Consider the following 20,011-nt stretch of genomic DNA (forward strand, 5'->3'; position numbering starts at 1 on the left):
GCGGCTTTTTTTCTGCTCTCTCTTTCTAAATTTCATATACAAAGCGTAATTATAGAAAATATGATAAAATGAACTTAATTTTCAAACGGAAGAAAGGGAGATACAATGGAACAATTCATTAACCCTAGAGTGAAGGACATCCAAATTTCTGGAATCCGCCAATTCTCTAATATGATTCAAAACTATGATAATCTTATCTCTTTAACAATTGGGCAACCCGATTTCCCTACACCTTCTCTAGTAAAAGAAGCGGCAAAACGGGCCATTACAGAAAATTATACAAGCTATACACATAACGCTGGTTTACTAGAATTACGCAAGGCAGCTTGTAATTTTGTAAAAGATAACTACGATTTACATTATTCACCTGAAAACGAAACCATCGTTACAATCGGTGCTAGCGAAGCAATTGATGTTGCATTCCGAACAATTTTGGAGCCAGGAACAGAAGTAATTTTACCTGCTCCTATTTATCCAGGGTACGAACCTATTATTCGATTATGCGGGGCAACGCCTATCTTTGTAGATGTTCGTGAAACTGGATTTCGTTTAACAGCTGAAGCACTGGAAAATGCTATTACAGAAAAAACTAGATGCGTCGTTTTACCGTATCCTTCAAATCCAACTGGTGTAACTTTATCAAAAGAAGAACTAAAAGATATTGTAGATGTTTTAAAAGATAAAAATATTTTCGTTCTTTCTGATGAAATTTACAGCGAACTTGTATATGAAGAAAAGCACACATCTATCGCTCATTTCCCAGAAATGCGTGAAAAAACTATTGTCATTAACGGTTTATCAAAATCTCATTCCATGACTGGCTGGCGTATCGGACTATTATTCGCACCAAGCTATTTAGCGGGACACATTTTAAAAGTTCATCAATACAATGTAACGTGCACTACTTCAATCGCTCAATATGCTGCAATCGAAGCATTAACAGCTGCTAAAGACGCACCAAAGATGATGCGCTACCAATACAAAAAACGCCGTGATTACGTATATAATAGACTCACCCAAATGGGATTAAAAGTTGAAAAGCCAACAGGTGCATTTTACTTATTCCCATACGTTGGGCATTTAACATCTTCATCATTTGATTTTGCACTTGATCTTGTAAAAGAGGCTGGGCTAGCAGTCGTTCCTGGGACAGCCTTTTCTGAATATGGTGAAGGGTATCTTCGCCTTTCCTATGCGTATAGTATCGAAACTTTAAAAGAAGGCTGCGATCGATTAGAAGCCTTTCTAGAACAAAAAAGCTAAGAGTTGAACTCTTAGCTTTTTTTATGCGTAATGCTCGCAAGTTTGACGCTTCAGTAATTTATGAGGAATAATGATACACTTTGCAGTAGACTCAGCATTCTCTACTTTATCAACTAAAGCTTTTGCTGCCTCATATCCTAGCTGATATATATTCACATCAACTGTCGAAAGCGGAGGACTCGCAATTTCTGATAATAAAGCATTATTAAAGCTTACAATAGAAACATCATTCGGTACAACGAATCCTTTTTTAGAAAGAGCACTTAACACACCAAGTCCAATTAAATCATCCGTTGCCATAATTGCCGTCGGCGGTTGCTTCAGTCCCATTAATTCCTCAACGGCTTGTTGACCACTTTCCCTTGAAAAATCAAAATGTAAAATATACTCTTTCGGTAATACAATATCTGCTAATTTTAAAGCGTCACTCATACCAGCTAAACGCTCTCTCGTTACAAGTAAATCTGAGCCCCCACCAATGAACGCGATTTGTTTATGGCCTAATGAAATCAAATATTCCGCTACTTCTCTTGCAGCTGTATAATTATCATTATCTACATATGTAATTTCATCTTTTCGATCATATGGTTTTCCTATTAAAACAAATGGGAAATTTTGTTTATGCAAATATTGAATGATTCGGTCGTTCTCTCTTGAATATAAAAGAATAATACCACCAATTTGGCGCCCTTGTACCATCTTTACAACACCATTAAAAATTTCTTCTTCCGTTTCACCTGTCGACATATAAAGCGCATAGCCTTCCACGTGTGCAAACGAACTTATCCCTCTTATAACTTCCGGGAAAAATGGATTTTGAAAAGCTTTACTTGCAGAACTCGGCATAACAAGACCAAGTGTTTTCGTTGTTTGGTTCGCAAGATTTCTTGCATTTAAATTTGGATGATACCCTAGTTCACTCATTACTTTCCGAACACGGCGCTTTGTTTTTTCACTTATACTTGGATTATCAGCAATTACACGTGAAACTGTCGATGGTGCTACGTTCGCCTTCTTCGCCACATCTTTAATTGTAACTGTCATAAAAATCCCCTCCTTTCACTTCTCTGCCATATTTCATATATTTTTATCTTGCACTTGTTGCAAGTAATAGGAGAAGTCATATACTTTCATTTATTTATTCTATCTTTCAAAACTTATCATATTCTCCCTCTTCATGTATTGTAAGGGATACAGCTCTTTTTTCCTATACTATAATATACTATTTAATTCACTTCTTTTCACATGTGATGTCAAATCCCTTTTCATCTCCCTATAAAGCTTTTTATAGGGAGATGAAAAGAAAAATGGGACGCAGTGTCCCATTTTTCATCCTTTCGTACCTCCAGCTGTTAAACCGGAAACAAAATATTTTTGCAGCGATAAGAATAAAATAGAAATCGGAATTGCAATTAATACTGAACCAGCTGCAAACGTCGTAAATTCATTACCAAATTTTTTCGCTACCATTTCATATAGTCCAACTGCTAAAGTATAATTTTCCGGTGTGCGCAAAATAATACTCGCTAAAATGAAATCTGTAAATGGACCGATGAAAGTGAATAAAGCTACAACCGCTACGATTGGTTTTGCAAGCGGCATAATGATTTGCCAGAAAATACGGAAATGCCCTGCTCCATCCATGCGAGCTGATTCATCCAACTCTTTCGGAATCGTATCAAAATACCCTTTCATTAGCCATGTATTCATCGGAATTGCTCCGCCTACATAAATTAAAATTAATGCAAGATGTGTATCAAGTAATCCTGTTAACTGAGCTAATATATATAGTGCGATTAGCGCTGCAAAATTCGGGATCATTTGCAGAATTAAAAATGTTAATAAACCATTCTTTCTTCCAACAAAACGATATCTCGAAAATGCATAAGCAGTAAAGCTAATGGCTAACACAGAGAAAATCATCGTCATTACACTAACTTTTAAAGTATTTTTATACCAAAGTAAGTAATTACTTGAATCGAGATCAAGTAGCTTGCGATAATGATCTAACGTGGCATTTTTTGGAATAATACTAGAACCAGACAAGCTATCCCCTGGATTAAACGATGAGCCAATTATCCATAGTAATGGATAGAAAATAATCGCACACATTATGAAGATAACTAAATAACTTAATGAAAGACGTAACATCTTTTGTCGTTTAATATTCATTTACATCATATCCTCTTCTTGGAATGATTTTGTTCTCTTAAATTGCCATAACGCAACTGTAATAACAATTAACGATAAAATCATTGTAAGAGCTGCTGCTTTGCCGTACTGAGCCGAAGTCATCGTTAACTTATAGATCCATGAAATTAAAATATCTGTTCCACCTGCATTTTGTCCAGACACAGCAGGTCCCCCGCTATTAAATAGATAAATAATACTAAAATTATTAAAGTTAAACGTATATTGCGTAATTAATATTGGTGCTGTTGCATATAAAACAAGTGGCAATGTAATTTTGCGGAACTGTTGCCAAGCAGTTGCTCCATCTACTGTAGCCGCTTCATATAATTCTCCTGGAATCGATTGCAATATACCTGTTGTCATTGCAAAGACGAACGGGAAACCAAGCCACGTTTGAATCATAATTAAAGCAATCTTCGCCCAAAACGGGTCTGTCATCCAAGCAATCTTTTCAATCCCGAATAAAGCTAATACTTGGTTATTAATTGCTCCAAATGTTTCATTAAACATACCAGCAAATACAAGAATAGATACGAATGCTGGAACAGCCCACGGTAAAATAAAGATTGTTCGAATAATTGCCTTACCTTTAATACCAGGCTGATTTACGATAATCGCTAAAAAAATACCAAGTGCAACTTGTAATGTTGTTGCAACGAACGTCCAAATGACAGTCCAAGAAAATACACTTAAAAATGTATCTCTCCACATTGATAATGTGAAAATATCAATAAAGTTTTTAAAGCCCACCCAATCTACTAATTTAGCTGGAGGAGAGTGATATAAATCATAATTCGTAAATCCAATTAAGATAACAAAAATGATTGGAAATACAACAACAAATATAAGCAATAGGAATCCTGGTGAAACCATTAAATATGGAAAACCTTGATCTAATAAGTTACGATATTGCTCTTTTACAGAGTTTAATGGTGTCCCTATATCACGTTTCTTCCCATTTTGGTATGCATCATATAAGTTAAATGCATATATTCCTAGTCCGAATACTATGACGATAAGTGCCAAAATCCCTTCTACTAATAGAAAGACCGAATGGTCACGTGGAACTTCTGTACCAAGCGTTACAATTCCCCATAATCCTATATTTAACAAATCAGCAAATGCTACAATAAATGAACCTGTTAATACTAGAAAAATAAGACCTTTTACAAATTGTTTATTATATAGTTGACCAATACCTGGAATGATTGATAACATGGTCGCCATTTTCCTATGCTTTGAACCGTTTAACTCTTTCGCTGGTTCCATAGATGTTTGCATGTTCCTTCCCCCCTTTTTCCTTCCTACTTGGAAGGGAGAGAATTCGTGCCTCTCATATTTAGAGGCACGAATTTCACCTTATTTTTTCTTACTATGATTTTCCTCAATATTACCTTTAATTTGTTTCACTGCATTATCAAGTGCGGATTTTGGTGCTTCTTTATCTGATACAACTAATTGAAGCGCATCCCCAGCTGGTTTCCAAACTTCCTGCATTTCTGGAATATTCGGCATCGGAATTCCATTTTCCGATTGAGTCGCAACCGCTTTTGCAGCCTCATTTTCTTTAATCATTGGATCTTCCATTACTGATTTTACTGGCGGAATTTCTTTTGTTTTCTCAAATCGAATTTTCGCATTTTCTTCATTTGTAACCCACTCAGTAAATTTTGTAGCTAAATCATTTTGTTTAGAGAAGCTTGTTACATGCCATCCTTTTACACCAACGAATGTTTTCATCGGTTGACCATTTGGTAATTTTGGCATTGGAGCAACACCATAATCAATTCCAGCCTTTTCCATCGCTTGGAATGCCCATGGACCATTCATAATAGATGCTGCTTTTCCTTCATTAAATAATCCATCTGCAGCTGAACCACCAGATTCACCGATAATACCTTTCGGGAATAACTTTTCTTTGTACCATTTTTGAATATATTCAGCACCTTGTACTGCACCGCTATTATTTAATCCAATATCATTTGCATTTGGCTTTCCGTCTTTCTCACCAAATACATAGCCGCCCATACCTGCCATAAATGCATTAGCGAAGTAGAAGTTATCTCCTAGTGCTAAAAATCCGTATTTTCCATCTTTCGTAAAGTCTTTTGAGAAGTTAAACAGCTCATCCATCGTTTCAGGTGCTTTTTGCATCAATTTTTTATTATAAATAAAGATTGGTGTTTCAATTGCTTTTGGTAAACCGTATAATTTTCCGTTATATGTTTGTGCTTCTATTGATAAATCTGTAAATTTACTTTTTACTGTATCATCCACTTTCACTTCTGAAAGTAGCCCTTCTGTTACCGCATTACCAATATGATCATGTGGCAATGTTACAACATCTGGCCCTGTGCCAGCTGGACCGTCGAGACGAAGTTTTTCTATTTGTTTCGTCATCTGAACCTCTTCAACTTTTACTTTCACATTATATTTCTTTTCAAAACTTTTCACTGCTGGCTCTAGACCCACACCTTTTTTCTCATCTTCCCAAACGAGAAGATCATAATCTTTCTTCGCTTTACTTTCCTCTTTTTTCCCTGAATCTTTCGGTCCACATGCAGATAACATACCAATTGATAATGCTGAAATCGTTAATAATGATAATGCTTTCTTCATCCCAAAAAACCTCCCTAAATTGTCTATGTACCTTGATTTTGAAAACGTTTGCATTCGATAGTTTAATAGAAGCGCAAACAATATCCAAATCTATGAAAACGTTTGCGCTATTTGTCTATCATTATACATTCTTTTATTCATTTTGCAAATATTAATTTTTAAAAAATATCATTATACTCTTTATACATTGACTTTATATGAAATGAATACTACTGTTATAAGCAATATTAAAGCTAAGAGAAAGGCAATCGTTTGCAATACAGGCTTTATTATTACACTTAAGGGAATACTATGTATAGAGATATTAAAGGGGGATTTTCTATATGCTTAAAGAAGCCGTCTATCATAGGCCAAAAGATAATTATGCATACGCTTACGATGAAAAAACAATTCACATCCGCATGCGCACAAAGAAAGATGATGTTCACAGTACCACCCTTATTTACGGTGATCCTTACGAATGGAAAGACGGGAAATGGATTTCATCAAGTACATCAATGAAAAAAACTGGTTCTACTGACTTATTTGATTATTGGTCCATTTCAATCGAACCAAAATTTAAGCGCTTACGTTATGGGTTCGAATTGAAGAATGATACAGAAACTCTTATTTATACAGAACGAGGATTTTTTTCTAACATTCCAGATGATGATATCGGTAACTTTTTCTGCTTTCCATTTATTCATGTAAATGATGTATTTAAAGCACCCTCCTGGATTAAAGATACTGTTTGGTATCAAATTTTCCCAGAACGATTCGCAAATGGAGATTGCGCGCTAAATCCAGAAAATACCCTTCCTTGGGGAAGTGCTGAGCCAACTCCAACTAATTTTTTCGGCGGAGATTTTGCTGGTATTATTCAAAATCTTGATTACCTTGTTAAGCTTGGGATTTCCGGAATATATTTCACACCTATTTTCAAAGCTCATTCAAACCATAAATATGACACAATTGACTATATGGAAATCGATCCACAATTCGGAACGAAAGAAACTTTTAAAGAACTTGTTGGGGCATGTCATAAACACGGGATAAAAGTAATGCTTGATGCAGTGTTTAATCACAGTGGATACTTTTTCGATAAATTCCAAGACGTACTAGAAAATGGAGAGAAGTCAGCATATAAAGAATGGTTCCATATTCATGAATTTCCGATTATAACTGAGCCACTTCCTAATTATGATACTTTCGCATTTACACCGTATATGCCTAAATTAAATACGGCCCACCCAGATGTAAAAGAATATTTACTCGAAGTAGGGCGTTATTGGGTAAGGGAATTCAATATAGACGGTTGGCGTCTTGATGTAGCAAATGAAGTCGATCACAACTTTTGGAGAGAATTCCGAAGTGAAATAAAAACATTAAATCCGGAAGTATATATTTTAGGCGAAATTTGGCACGATGCACTCCCATGGCTACAAGGAGATCAATTTGATGCTGTTATGAGCTATCCTGTTACAAACGCTCTACTTTCTTACTTTGCTAATGATTCCATTAAAGCAAGTACATTTATGAAACAAATTACAGAATCTCTACATTCTTACTCTATGAATGTAAATGAAGCTGCATTTCATTTATTAGACAGCCATGACACACCAAGAATTTTAACAACATGCAACGGAGATAAAAATAAGTTAAAGTTACTATATGCATTCCACCTTTCTTTCATCGGCTCTCCTTGTATTTATTACGGAGATGAAATCGGTATGGATGGTGGCATGGATCCAGGTTGCCGCAAATGTATGATTTGGGATACAAAAGAACAAGATTATGCATTATTTACACATATACAAACATTACTTTCATTGAGGAAACAATATAAAGCATTTGGAGGACATGGTACTTTCCAATTCATTGAAGCAAACGATGAGCATAATTATATTTCTTATACGAAAACATATGAAGATGAAACTATCTTTTTCGTTTTAAATCCTACTAACGATGAAATTACAACTTCTCTCCCTATCCATATTACAGGGAAGAAAATAGTCAATATATATACAAACGAAGAATTTTCAGCAGAAGCAAGTGTATTACAACTTACACTTCCTCCATATGGATTCTCAATATTAAAGTGGTAATCGAAAAAGCCTTATGCCAAGGCATAAGGCTTTTTCTTATTTTAATTTGAATACCATTGCTTCATACGGACGCAATGTAATGGTATCTATCGATCCGACTTCCACGTCATAATTGTGTATTAATAACTCTAAGTCACTGTAGCTAATATCCTCAAGCAATTCAAATACACATTTATCCGCAGTAAAGTTTGCAATAACAAGGAGTTTTTCTTCTCCATATGTTCTTATATAAGCAAAAATAGAAGGATTATTTTCGAGTATTAAATCATATGAGCCATACACAACAATTTCATTATTTTTACGTAGCTCAATTAATTTTTTATAGTAATAAAAAATTGAGTTTTCATCTTGGATTGCACGTTCCACATTAATCTCTTTGTAATTAGGGTTTACCGCAATCCATGGCTGACCTGCTGTAAATCCAGCATGTTCTCTATCATCCCACTGCATCGGAGTTCTAGCATTATCTCGGCCTTTTATATAAATAGATTCCATTACTTTTTCTTTATCTTCACCACGGTCTACCACTTTTTCATTGTACATATTTAAAGTTTCAATATCTCGATATTCATCAATTGTTTCAAATCGAACGTTAGTCATTCCGATTTCTTCCCCTTGATAAATATACGGTGTTCCCTTCATCATATGAAGAACTGTTGCTAACATTTTTGCAGATTCAGTACGATACATTCCATCATTACCGAAACGAGATACAACGCGAGGCTGATCATGATTATTCCAATACAGACTATTCCATCCTGTATGTTCTAATGCTTTTTGCCACTTTGTTAAATTCTCTTTTAAAGTAAGAAGTGAACATGGTTTTACATCCCATTTCCCACCTTCTCCTGAATCTAAATCCATATGTTCAAATTGGAATACCATTTGTAATTCTTTTCTAGCTTCTCCCGTATACAATTTAGCCTCTTCTGTTGTTACACCGGGCATCTCACCAACCGTCATAATATCATAATGAGATAATACTTCTTCATTCATTTCATGTAAGTATTTATGAATGTTTGGGCCGTTCATAAAATGCTTATGCCCTGAAACATATCCCTCTTCATCCGTTTTAACAGTTGGTAAACCTTCTTCTTTAGAAATAAAATTGATTACATCCATACGGAATCCATCAATTCCTTTTTCTAACCAAAACTTCATCATTTCATAAACATCTTTTCTTACCTTTTCATTATCCCAGTTTAGATCTGGCTGTTTTTTAGAAAACAGATGTAAATAATATTCCTCTGTCATTTCATCATACTGCCATGCTGATCCACTAAAGGCCGCTCCCCAGTTATTCGGCTCTTTCCCTTCTTTTCCAGGACGCCATATATAGTAATCTCTATATTTATTATCTTTTGATTTACGTGATTCAATAAACCAATTATGTTCATCAGAAGTGTGATTAACAACTAAGTCCATCATAAGTTTCATATTACGTTCATGCATTTCATGTAATAGCTCGTCCCAATCTTCCATTGTTCCGAACTCATTCATTATTTTACAATAATCACTTATATCATAACCGTTATCATCATTTGGAGATTCATAGACTGGTGATAACCAAATTACATTAATTCCTAATTCTTTTAAGTAATCTAGCTTTGAAATAATACCACGAAGATCACCTATACCATCACCGTTACTATCCATAAAGCTACGAGGATAAATTTGATATACTACACTTTCTTTCCACCATTGTTTTTCCATTATGCTACCCCATTTCATTAGTAATTCGATTTTCTCTATTTTTCAAGGCGCAAACGTTTTCATTAATGAATGATAACAGATTCTATCTCAATTTAAAATAGCGCTCACAACTTTTATTCTCCTTTTTCTAATAAAACATACACAAATCACTAGTATTCCTCTAATAAATGAAAACGTTTTATTTTTTTATTTATTTTTTGAATCTATTAGTTTATAATGAACTCAAAGAAAACGTTTGCATAATTTTTCTAGGGGGAAATACCATGGCAGAACTGAAATTAGAAAATATTTATAAGATATATGATAATAACGTAACAGCTGTAACAGATTTTAATTTACACATTCAAGATAAAGAATTTATCGTATTTGTTGGTCCTTCTGGATGTGGAAAATCTACAACATTACGAATGGTAGCTGGACTTGAAGATATTTCAAAAGGAGAATTTTCAATTGATGGTAAGCTAATGAACGATGTTCCTCCAAAAGATCGAGATATCGCAATGGTCTTCCAAAACTATGCTCTTTATCCACATATGAGTGTGTATGATAATATGGCATTTGGATTAAAACTTCGAAAGATAGCAAAAGATGAAATCGATCGTCGTGTGAAAGATGCAGCGCGAATTTTAGGACTTGAACAATATTTAGATAGAAAACCGAAAGCATTATCAGGTGGACAACGCCAACGTGTTGCATTAGGTAGAGCAATCGTTCGAGACGCGAAAGTTTTCTTAATGGATGAACCTTTGTCAAACTTAGATGCAAAACTCCGCGTTGCAATGCGCTCAGAAATTTCTAAATTACACCACCGCCTTGGAACAACAACAATTTATGTAACACATGATCAAACAGAAGCAATGACAATGGCTTCTCGTCTTGTTGTTATGAAAGATGGAAAGATTCAACAAATCGGAACTCCAAAAGAAGTATATGAAACACCTGAAAATATTTTCGTTGGTGGGTTTATCGGCTCCCCAGCGATGAATTTCTTCCGTGGTAAATTAACTGAAACCGATTTCGTTATAGACAACGCAATAAAAGTCAAAGTATCTGAAGGTAAAATGAAACTGCTACGTGAGCAAGGCTATGTAAATAAGGAAATTGTTTTAGGTATTCGTCCTGAAGACATTCATGATGAACTATTATTTTTAGAAGCTTCACAATCTACTACTTTCACAACAAAAATCGAAGTTGCTGAATTGTTAGGCGCTGAATCTATTTTATATATGAAACTAGGCGATCAAGATTTTGCAGCACGTGTGGATGCAAGACATACATTTTTACCTGGTGACCAAATTAAAATGGCATTTGATATGAATAAAGCGCATTTCTTTGATAGTCAAACAGAACAACGTATTCGCTAAAAAATATTTTTCTTCTATATAATATACAAAAAAACCGTCCACATTTATACAGGGCGGTTTTTATTATTATGCTAGGGCTTCAACTGTATGAAATGATTGTCCTTCGTGCTAATAAAACCGAAAATCGGTAAATCACTTAGCACCATTTCTTCTTGCTGTTTCATAAAAGATGACGTTAATTGTTTTATCTCTATCCAAACGTCATTAATACAAAGTATATTGGAATCGTTCTTGTGTTGGTAAGAAAAAATAGAATCTATTTTATATAAACCAGCATTTTGAAATAGCATATCAATACGAATGAATGCATTCAAAGTAATACTGATAACGCATTGCCAATCTCCTTGCTTTCCCATATCATAGGATACAAAAAGTGCTTCTCCGCCTAGATTCGTAATTTCCTGCACTGTTGCTTGTCCACTTTCTTGATCAATTGTCCGTCACAATTACTTTTGCGCCTTGTTTAACCAACAAAAGATCTGTATTACGTCCAATACCGATACCACCGCCAGTTACGATAGCAACTTTTCCTGCAAGCTTCATTTTCATTACCCCTTCTATAAGTCTGCAAGCAGGAAAAGTTAACTCCACAACTTGTAAGCGATTACTTTTTCACTCCTTCTTTTTTCTTACTATTACGCTGATCAAACACTAAACCAATAAATATTAATATCCCCCAAAAGATTATGCTACCTCCTGTCATTTCAACTTCCCCCTTATTATATAAAGATATTATTTTTAATCATTATATCATTTTCTTAATTTTCAATCTATTAAAATTAAGAAAATGAACCTTACCTTCCTCCTAACTTCCTCGCATTCATTGAATTTCAAGGTGAGAGTCTTACCACCCACAAATAACGGGATAAAAAAAAGACCTTTTTATTTAAGAATAAAAAGGTCACTGTGTATTATACAAGACTGATCACTTTTGTCTTTGCAATTAAATCATGAAAACCACAATTATCTTTGCGGAACAACATCATGTATATGTTACATAATAATGGAATTCCAAGTAGCAATATGTTCGGTAATAACAATGCAAAAAACCGTATTATTAATGTTTGTAACGTTAGCTTTTCACTCGTCAATGAAATTAATTTTGTTCTCGTTATTTTTTTACCAAGTGTTACACCGTTCCAAATAAAAGGTAACAATATAAAATATAGGGCCATTAATATGAACACTACTGTGAGATCATATCTATAGTCTCCAAAACTTATATTAAAACGATTAAAAATAGCACTATAGTTTCCAGTTATCACAGCTACTACTGCACCATACATAAGCGAGATTAAAAACATATCAATTAGGGAAGCACCTATGCGATTCATTACAAGCGCTGGACGATGCATCTTTAACTTCATTTTATGTCGACTCCTTCATATCCTTCTTTATCCGTATCATCGTACCACTTCTAAAAAACATTGTAAACTAGCGTTTCTCTTACTTTTCTTGTACAATGTGTTACAACAGCATTGTAAAGGAGGTTCCCATATTGAAAAAATGGATAATCCTATTCGTCGCCTTCCTACTATTAACTGCTTGTGCAGGAAATACAAACCATATAACTTATACGATTAACGATGAATACGAACTCATACGTACTTCTGAAAATGCATTTGAACTTTTCCCCTCACAAGATGCTGTATATGCCACACAATACATCCCTGCAAAAATTACAGACATTGCTTGGGATGATAAATACATTATTGCAAAACAAACTGAGGAAAAGTCAGATCCGAATAATCCTGATGGAGCAATTGCAAATAAAAAAAGTGAACACTATTGGATTATTGACGTAAAGCACAATAAACGTTTTGGTCCCTATAATGAAAAGCAATTTAACGAACAAAAAGATGCATTTAAAATTAAGGTACCTTTTCAAAATGTAGATTCATACATAAAAGAAATGAAAAAACAGTCAGCATAATGTTTTGAATGCTGACTGTTTTTACTTATGTTTTTAAAAAACACCTTACTCAGAAAGTGAGATGTTAAAAGTTTGTGCCTCTTTAACAACATCTTGTGTCTCTGTATCTCCTGCAATTAAATCATCTGTTGTAAACTTAATATCCTTTACCTTTTCTTTTCCATCATCAAGTATTAAACCGATAATTCCATCTCTTGTTTCACCAGGCTTATAGTCTTCTCTAGATACATTTTTTGTACCAACGAGCGTATCTTCATCATATAAAAAGTTTTGCGTCGCTACTTTAAAATGTTGTTTATCATTAATCGCAACATCATTCATAGAGAAAAATTGCATATTTTTATTTCCGCTATTTTCCACTTTATATGTAATCTCAACGTAACGAATCGTATCACTAATCTCTGTTCCACTTAGCGATGCATATAATTCTGCATCTTCTTGACTTACTTTATCGCCTAATCTACGCTTTACTTCTTCAGGAGTTAATGCCGTATATGCTTTCAATGTATTTTTTGCATCTTCACTCATCTGTGATAAAGAGATTACTTTCACATCTTGCACATGAATTTTCATTGGCGCTACTTCAAATGTTTGATTCACAGAATGCATCTGCTCTAACTTAAAAGTACCCCATCCTGTTTCTTTCACTTTTTGTCCTACTTTGTTCAGCTCGCGTCCACCATATTCTTTCGTTTCCGGAATAGATTCTTTCTTCTTCGGTTCAGCTTTCTTTTCTTCTTGATGGAAGCAACCACTTAACATAAGAAGAAAACTACATAATATAAAAATACTTTTCCATGCTTTCATCATTTAATTTCTCCTAACACTATCATTCATTAATATACATTAGTCCCTTGCTTTGTAAACTATAGAAACAATAAGAAGTCCACAAAACAAACTTGTCAATCCAGATACTATTATACCTCCTATTTGGAAAATATGAAAATAGGGATCTACGAACGCATGCACGATAAATATAATTGCTGAAGCAATAATTACTGAAACCCAATATTTCCTTTTTTCCGAAGCTACAATACTATCTTTACCCGTTTTATCTCTATAATTCCATAGTACGTATAGTAGTAATAGGAAACCAAAACATGTACTCCCGTGCTGCATATATTTATAAACTGGAATACTATGTAATTCTCGTTGCAACAGTGGTATTTTTATAACAAAATAACCTGTCCTATGAGTAAATGCATCCCAAACGACATGTGTTATCATACCGAATAATGCAGAATAGATAAATACAAAAAAATCCTTCCATGTACGAAGCCCCCACATCTCATCCACTGCATATGTATAGTAGCCAGCAAATGGTTTAGGTAAATGTGTTATAAAAGGCTTTTTTAAAATGGAATGGTACCCGTATGCTAACAGCAAGACGAGCGGTAAATTGAAATATAAGAACCCAAGCCATGTATGGCCAATAACACCATACGGTCTAAAGTGTAAAAAATATTCAAAGTCAGGTGCCATACTACCTAATATAAGAGCCGTTACTGAAATATAACTAGCCTGCTTTTTAGCAAAAGGAAGAACAGCTGCTGGATGCGCGAATGTAAACGGCATGTTTTAACTCCTTTTCATAATTTCAATAGAATACATACTATCATAACGACATGAATAATCTCCATGCAATATTTATTTTCACATTGGAATATGATAGTTTACATGTTATAATCCACATGAAATATTCAGAAAATAAGGAGCGGTTCGCGTGTCATTAACACTTTTCTTTTTCTGTTTATCTTGTTTTTAAGTACATACATCGGATTTTTTCTATGGAAGCATTTTAAAGTCGTAAAATACATTCCCGCTTTTATCGGTTTCAGTATCACCCTTGCCATCTTCTTATTAAAATGAACAACTTTTGGCTGGGAAGGACTTGGTTTTAGTGCATTACAACATACGATACTATTCGCAAGTCTACTCACCCTCGTATTCGCTACGCTATTAGAAACAAAATCTTCTATGAATTGAGGTTTATATATTGATTGAAGTACCCTTTTTAAAAAATGTAACATTAAAAAAAGAAAATATCCCTAGTTTTTCCGCATATCCTTACTGCTTACCCGCTATTCGAACTTTACAATCACTAGATTTCCACCAAAATGTAACATTCATTATTGGAGAAAATGGGACAGGTAAATCAACATTACTCGAAGCAATTGCAATCGCTTTAGGTTTTAATGCAGAAGGTGGAACGAAGAATTTTCGTTTTAGCACAAACGATTCACATTCATCTTTACATGAATACCTTCGAATTTCAAAAAGTTTCAATACACCAAAAGACGGCTTCTTTCTTCGTGCTGAATCATTTTATAACGTTGCTTCTTATATTGATGAAATAGATGCTATAAAATCTTATGGCGGCGTTTCACTTCACGAACAATCACATGGTGAATCATTCTTCTCATTATTCATGAACCGTTTTTCAGGACAAGGTTTATACATTTTAGATGAGCCTGAAGCAGCTTTATCCCCGATGAGGCAACTTTCAATGCTCATTCGAATGCATGAATTATCTAAGCAAGGTTCACAATTTGTTATCGCGACGCATTCTCCTATTTTAATGGCTTATCCTGAATCTACTTTATACTCTTTAACGCAAGAGGGGATTCACGAATCGACATTAGAAGAAACGGAGCATTATCAAACGACGAAACTTTTTTTTGAAAATCGCGATCGATTATTTCATCACTTATTCGAGTCGTAAAAAAAGAAGCAGCGATTGCTGCTTCTTTTTTATAGTGCTTCTATAAATAATGCTACTCCAATACCGCCGCCGACGCATAGAGAGGCAATTCCTTTTTCTAAGCCACGTCGTTTTAATTCATGAATTAAACTTACCGTAATACGAGCTCCTGTACAACCGATTGGGTGCCCAAGTCCTACACCACTACCGTTTACATTCACTTTTTCACGATCTAAACCTAATTCTTTCTCTACTGCTAAATATTGTGCAGCGAAAGCTTCATTAATTTCAAGTAAATCTGCATCTTCTAATGACCAATCTACTTTTTCTAATCCTTTTCGGATTGCTGGTGCTGGCCCAATACCCATAATTTTTGGATCTACTCCAGCTACTGAATATCCAACAATTCTAGCTAACGGTTGTAAGCCCTTTTCTTTCGCTTTTTCTTCACTCATTAATACTAGAACCGCACTTCCGTCATTAAGACCAGATGCATTACCTGCAGTTACAGATCCATCTTTACGGAAAGCTGGTTTTAATCCTGCTAATTTTTCCGCTGTAATATCTGCACGCGGATGTTCATCCTTCGAAAATACAACTTCTTTTCTACGCTCTTTTATTGTAATAGGAACAATTTGATCATCAAAATATCCAGACTCAATCGCTTGTAGTGCTAGTGTGTGACTACGAAGCGCAACTTCATCTTGTTCCTCTCTTGTAATTTCATATTGGTCAACTAAATTTTCCGCTGTTTCACCCATCATAATATGATGCAATGGATCTTCTAATATTTCCCACACTGTATCACGGATTTCTCCATGCTGTAGACGTTGTCCCCAGCGGTGTTGTTTTAATGCATAAGGGCTTGAACTCATTGCTTCTACTCCACCTGCAACAACAATATCACTTACACCTAATTGGATTTGCATTGCAGCTGACATAATTGCTTGCATACCTGAAGAACATTGACGTTGAATTGTATAACCAGTAACTGTGTCAGGAAATCCTGCCGCTAATGCAGCTGTTCTTGCAGTATTTGCTTCATCAGTTCTTTGAATACAGTGACCTAAAATTACTTCATCAACTTCATGTGGTTCTACTCCGCCTCGTTTTACAGCTTCCTGAAGTACAGGAACAGCTAATTCTACTGGCGTTACATTTTTTAGCGCTCCCCCAAAAGTTCCAATTGGTGAACGAACTGCAGCTGTAATAACAACATTATGCATTTTGTACTTGCCCCTCTCTTATGTACCCTAGTCAGTTTTTAGGTGAAATTCCATAAGATGTATGTCTACAACTATCATACTATAAAGATAGCAAAAAATCAAAATATTTAATATAATAAAAATAGAAGGAATTAACCTTCTATTCTGTCAATGCGTATAAAAACTTTTGTAAAATTTTCTCTGTCGTTTCATTCAATTTTGGTAACTTATCTACTGGAAAGTATTGAAGTTGTAACCCTTCATGATCGAGCTTTAATTCACCACTCACATAATGCCCCTGATACAGATGAATGACATTAAAGATTTCATCTCCATTTGGATAACGGAAATATACTTCCTTTCCTGATAAGACACCAAGAAATTGCATGATTTTTGCTTGTAGCCCCGTCTCTTCAAATAATTCTCTACGAGCAGTTTCCTCTGTCGTTTCACCTAGTTCCATTGCCCCACCAGGTACACCCCAATCATATGTATCTGAACGGTATTGAAGTAATACTTCTTGCTTATCATTTAATATAATGATTGCTGACCCTACTAGAATAAGTGGCCTTGTACCAACGACTTTGCGTAACTCTTCAATATACCCCACTATGTAAACTCTCCTTTCCTCATCCTCCCTTATCATAACAAAATTTTTCTCCTTTTGTTGATGTAATTTTAAAGAAAAAAAAGGAAGCTTCCGCCTCCTTTTTTCACCTTTTATTTCTTAAAACTTTCATATTTTACAGCTTCAAAAGCTTCCTCAATTTCATCATTACGATAATGGACATATGTGAAACGTCCCAATTCTACTAATCTTGCTATTTCTTGTAACGCTTTATGCTGCTCATATGTTTCTTTAAGCTTAATATGTACATAAAACTTCATTAAAGGATGTTCATATAAAGATTCTCCCACCTCTACATATACATCCTCAACCCCTTGCACAACTCTTACATAACTTGCAAATTGATAAAGAGCTTCTCTGTCTGAAACGATTTTTAATGTATACATATATTCTCCCCCTTTCCTTTACTATATCAAAAAGATGACCACACTACGTTATAGAACTATGAAATTTTTTCGACTTGTAGTCTACATATATTCATGTAGCAAATAAGGCGTTTATCCATACATAGGACCTTTTCTCCACATATATTATAGGAAGAACTTTTTCATTTGAGGTGTTCCTTATGGATCCATACGTCAATATATGTATTTGTATTACTCCAGGCGCCGATATTTCTGATGACCGCATCGCAAAAGATTTAGCTGTTGCAGAGTCAATTTGGCACCCCATTACATTTCAAATTCAAGAAGTAATTGTATTAAATGAGCTTTTCCGTTTTTCTGACCGTGAAATCAGTTATAAAAATTCCATTCAAAGTCAGGAAAAATTAGCATCCTTTTTTCAAACGTGTGTAAATGAAGCTCCAAAATGTGACCTTTACATTTGTTATATTGGCAGTGATTATTTCAAAGAAACAGCAGTAATTGCCTGTGCTTACTCTTTAGCAAAACAACAGCAACTTACTGGTTACATCGTTTTAACAAATTCAGCAGCTCCTACGAAAAATATATATACGCTCGCTCACGAAATCGGTCATATTTTATTTACAAGACGTGTTCATGGAAAGCTTACTCATGCAGATCCTCATTCTCCAACTGGATCGGAGCACCATCCTTCTCCAACAAATCTTATGTATCCTATTGTCCCTCGCCCTGAAAACGTCCATATTCAGTCCCTAGTAACAAACGAACAAAAAGCCCTTTCTTTACAAAGTCCTTTATTACAAAGAAAAAAACAGTAACAATATTGTTACTGTTTAAAACAACTTATTCCAATCTACAAACCGAATACCGGCTGCAAAGGATAGAAATATACTACTAACCATAAAGGTAATCCCTCTAAAAATCCCTATATAATATTTCTTTGGAAATAATTTTTTGCATATCCAGAGCAGCCACTTTCCAATTAAACCGAAGAACAAAATATAACCTGTTGTGCCATCTATTAAAGTATCGAAGTAGTCATCATGTACCTTTTTCGAAAAGGTAGTATATAGCCCAAAAACACAATAGACAATATACCTAAAAATATACTTTGTACATTTGTTCCCCTCTTAATAAAAAATTCAGTTCGCTCACTATTAGCAAAAAACTAGTTTACAGTTTTTTGCTCTTCATTTTTTAAAGACCATCGCATTAATACATATAAACTTCCATACAGAAGTAAAGGCTCTAGTATTACCAAATATGGGTTTTGCTTTCCTAATTCTTTAAATACAAACATAATTAATAGCGGTATGATAACAGCTAAAATTCCAATCCATCCAAGTATGTAGGCTTCCCCAATTAACAATACTAATAAGACAATTCCGGCTAGTATATAACTTTGTATAGTAGTTAATTGCAATACAGGTGTCCCATACCATTTATTCATAAACATTAATAACACTAATAATAAAATAGGAACCATTACTATTACATAAATAATTCCAAACTCTACTAATTTACTTTTAAAAGAAGACATTCTAAACGCGACAATTGTTCCAATAATTGTAATGATTAAGATGATAGGATAACCAATTAACTGTACATTCGTTAACGTAAACTGCTGATTTGGACTTCCAAATAAAACATTTGTAAGTAACCAATATCCACCAATACCAATTACCATTGCAAGAATACTTTTTATACTCCCGCCCTTATCTTTCTCCATCTCTTTCGCCAATTCTTCCGCATATGCTTTTGGCGAATCACCAAATATATCCTTTACCGTCTTTCCCTCTTGCTCCCCTTCTATTAAATGCAATTCTGCATCTTCTAGAAAGGCATCCACATCTTCTTCTTTAATCCCTTTTGTTATTAAATACACTTTCGTATCGATTAAAAACTTTCCGCCTTCTTTAGAAATCTTCATTATAACCCCTCCC

The 20,011-nt window shown here is 34.5% G+C and carries 19 protein-coding genes and 3 pseudogenes; 7 read left to right on the top strand and 15 right to left on the bottom strand.

Annotated features, from left to right (window positions below; translation table 11 throughout):
• Positions 1-105 precede the first annotated feature (105 nt).
• Positions 106-1,263, top strand: a complete 1,158-nt coding sequence (locus MR065_RS00435; RefSeq protein WP_242212081.1) for an aminotransferase A — start codon at positions 106-108, stop codon at positions 1,261-1,263.
• 21 nt (positions 1,264-1,284) lie between these two features.
• On the opposite strand, the gene malR is transcribed toward MR065_RS00435, so the two are convergent.
• The 4 genes from malR to MR065_RS00455 all read right to left on the bottom strand — a co-directional run bounded on the left by malR (position 1,285) and on the right by MR065_RS00455 (position 6,075).
• Positions 1,285-2,307, bottom strand: coding sequence for a maltose operon transcriptional repressor MalR (gene malR, locus MR065_RS00440; RefSeq protein ID WP_097904506.1), 1,023 nt, complete (start codon positions 2,305-2,307; stop codon positions 1,285-1,287).
• Between the two features lie 285 nt (positions 2,308-2,592).
• Positions 2,593-3,435, bottom strand: coding sequence for a maltosaccharide ABC transporter permease MalD (gene malD, locus MR065_RS00445; protein WP_001022600.1), 843 nt, complete (start codon positions 3,433-3,435; stop codon positions 2,593-2,595).
• The gene (gene malC / locus MR065_RS00450) at positions 3,436-4,737 is read right to left on the bottom strand and encodes a maltosaccharide ABC transporter permease MalC (protein WP_242212082.1); all 1,302 of its coding nucleotides are present in this window, start codon (positions 4,735-4,737) and stop codon (positions 3,436-3,438) included.
• A gap of 78 nt (positions 4,738-4,815) precedes the next feature.
• Entirely contained in the window at positions 4,816-6,075 is a 1,260-nt protein-coding gene (locus MR065_RS00455; RefSeq protein ID WP_242212084.1) for an extracellular solute-binding protein, read from the bottom strand.
• 323 nt (positions 6,076-6,398) lie between these two features.
• Between MR065_RS00455 and MR065_RS00460 the strand changes: the two genes are divergently transcribed.
• Positions 6,399-8,159, top strand: a complete 1,761-nt coding sequence (locus MR065_RS00460) for an alpha-glycosidase (RefSeq protein WP_242212085.1) — start codon at positions 6,399-6,401, stop codon at positions 8,157-8,159.
• A 36-nt stretch (positions 8,160-8,195) separates the two neighbouring features.
• Here the strand turns inward: MR065_RS00460 and MR065_RS00465 are convergent, their stop codons facing one another.
• Positions 8,196-9,872, bottom strand: a complete 1,677-nt coding sequence (locus MR065_RS00465; RefSeq protein ID WP_242212086.1) for a glycoside hydrolase family 13 protein — start codon at positions 9,870-9,872, stop codon at positions 8,196-8,198.
• A gap of 263 nt (positions 9,873-10,135) precedes the next feature.
• Between MR065_RS00465 and MR065_RS00470 the strand changes: the two genes are divergently transcribed.
• Positions 10,136-11,236 carry an ABC transporter ATP-binding protein gene (locus MR065_RS00470; protein WP_242212087.1) on the top strand — a complete coding sequence of 367 codons (1,101 nt, stop codon included), beginning with the start codon at positions 10,136-10,138 and terminating at the stop codon, positions 11,234-11,236.
• A 66-nt stretch (positions 11,237-11,302) separates the two neighbouring features.
• Here the strand turns inward: MR065_RS00470 and MR065_RS00475 are convergent.
• The 3 genes and pseudogenes from MR065_RS00475 to MR065_RS00485 form a co-directional block, all read right to left on the bottom strand.
• Positions 11,303-11,779, bottom strand: a pseudogene (locus tag MR065_RS00475) (SDR family NAD(P)-dependent oxidoreductase).
• 61 nt (positions 11,780-11,840) lie between these two features.
• Entirely contained in the window at positions 11,841-11,939 is a 99-nt protein-coding gene (locus MR065_RS00480; protein WP_097904514.1) for a flagellar motor protein, read from the bottom strand.
• Positions 11,940-12,147: 208 nt separating this feature from the next.
• Positions 12,148-12,603 (bottom strand): RDD family protein, encoded by a 456-nt coding sequence (locus MR065_RS00485; RefSeq protein ID WP_097904515.1) that lies wholly within the window; start codon positions 12,601-12,603, stop codon positions 12,148-12,150.
• Positions 12,604-12,734: 131 nt separating this feature from the next.
• Here MR065_RS00485 and MR065_RS00490 point away from each other — a divergent pair, with 131 nt between their 5' ends.
• Entirely contained in the window at positions 12,735-13,169 is a 435-nt protein-coding gene (locus MR065_RS00490; RefSeq protein ID WP_242212088.1) for a DUF3997 domain-containing protein, read from the top strand.
• 45 nt (positions 13,170-13,214) lie between these two features.
• Here the strand turns inward: MR065_RS00490 and MR065_RS00495 are convergent, their stop codons facing one another.
• A complete protein-coding gene (locus tag MR065_RS00495; protein WP_242212093.1) occupies positions 13,215-13,979 on the bottom strand; it encodes a hypothetical protein in 765 nt (254 codons plus the stop codon).
• Between the two features lie 36 nt (positions 13,980-14,015).
• Entirely contained in the window at positions 14,016-14,744 is a 729-nt protein-coding gene (locus tag MR065_RS00500; RefSeq protein ID WP_242212094.1) for a DUF4184 family protein, read from the bottom strand.
• Between the two features lie 153 nt (positions 14,745-14,897).
• Here MR065_RS00500 and MR065_RS27555 point away from each other — a divergent pair.
• Both MR065_RS27555 and MR065_RS00505 read left to right on the top strand, forming a co-directional pair.
• Positions 14,898-15,155, top strand: a pseudogene (locus MR065_RS27555) (hypothetical protein).
• Positions 15,156-15,165: 10 nt separating this feature from the next.
• Positions 15,166-15,891, top strand: a complete 726-nt coding sequence (locus MR065_RS00505; RefSeq protein ID WP_242212095.1) for an AAA family ATPase — start codon at positions 15,166-15,168, stop codon at positions 15,889-15,891.
• A 29-nt stretch (positions 15,892-15,920) separates the two neighbouring features.
• Here the strand turns inward: MR065_RS00505 and MR065_RS00510 are convergent, their stop codons facing one another.
• The 3 genes from MR065_RS00510 to MR065_RS00520 form a co-directional block, all read right to left on the bottom strand.
• Positions 15,921-17,096: an acetyl-CoA C-acetyltransferase gene (locus MR065_RS00510; protein WP_000552065.1), complete on the bottom strand. Its 1,176-nt coding sequence runs from the start codon at positions 17,094-17,096 to the stop codon at positions 15,921-15,923.
• Between the two features lie 139 nt (positions 17,097-17,235).
• On the bottom strand, positions 17,236-17,685 hold the full coding sequence (locus tag MR065_RS00515) for an NUDIX hydrolase (protein WP_141436421.1): 450 nt from the start codon (positions 17,683-17,685) through the stop codon (positions 17,236-17,238).
• Between the two features lie 110 nt (positions 17,686-17,795).
• Positions 17,796-18,089: a DUF3928 family protein gene (locus MR065_RS00520; protein WP_088350511.1), complete on the bottom strand. Its 294-nt coding sequence runs from the start codon at positions 18,087-18,089 to the stop codon at positions 17,796-17,798.
• 179 nt (positions 18,090-18,268) lie between these two features.
• Here MR065_RS00520 and MR065_RS00525 point away from each other — a divergent pair, with 179 nt between their 5' ends.
• Positions 18,269-18,886 (top strand): ImmA/IrrE family metallo-endopeptidase, encoded by a 618-nt coding sequence (locus tag MR065_RS00525; RefSeq protein WP_242212096.1) that lies wholly within the window; start codon positions 18,269-18,271, stop codon positions 18,884-18,886.
• Between the two features lie 15 nt (positions 18,887-18,901).
• Here the strand turns inward: MR065_RS00525 and MR065_RS00530 are convergent.
• Positions 18,902-19,203, bottom strand: a pseudogene (locus tag MR065_RS00530) (DNA-binding protein).
• A 33-nt stretch (positions 19,204-19,236) separates the two neighbouring features.
• A complete protein-coding gene (locus MR065_RS00535) occupies positions 19,237-19,998 on the bottom strand; it encodes a DUF1129 domain-containing protein (RefSeq protein WP_242212098.1) in 762 nt (253 codons plus the stop codon).
• Positions 19,999-20,011: the final 13 nt, after the last annotated feature.

Source organism: Bacillus cereus group sp. BfR-BA-01383, from assembly GCF_022663495.1.
Taxonomy (GTDB): domain Bacteria; phylum Bacillota; class Bacilli; order Bacillales; family Bacillaceae_G; genus Bacillus_A; species Bacillus_A cereus_AU.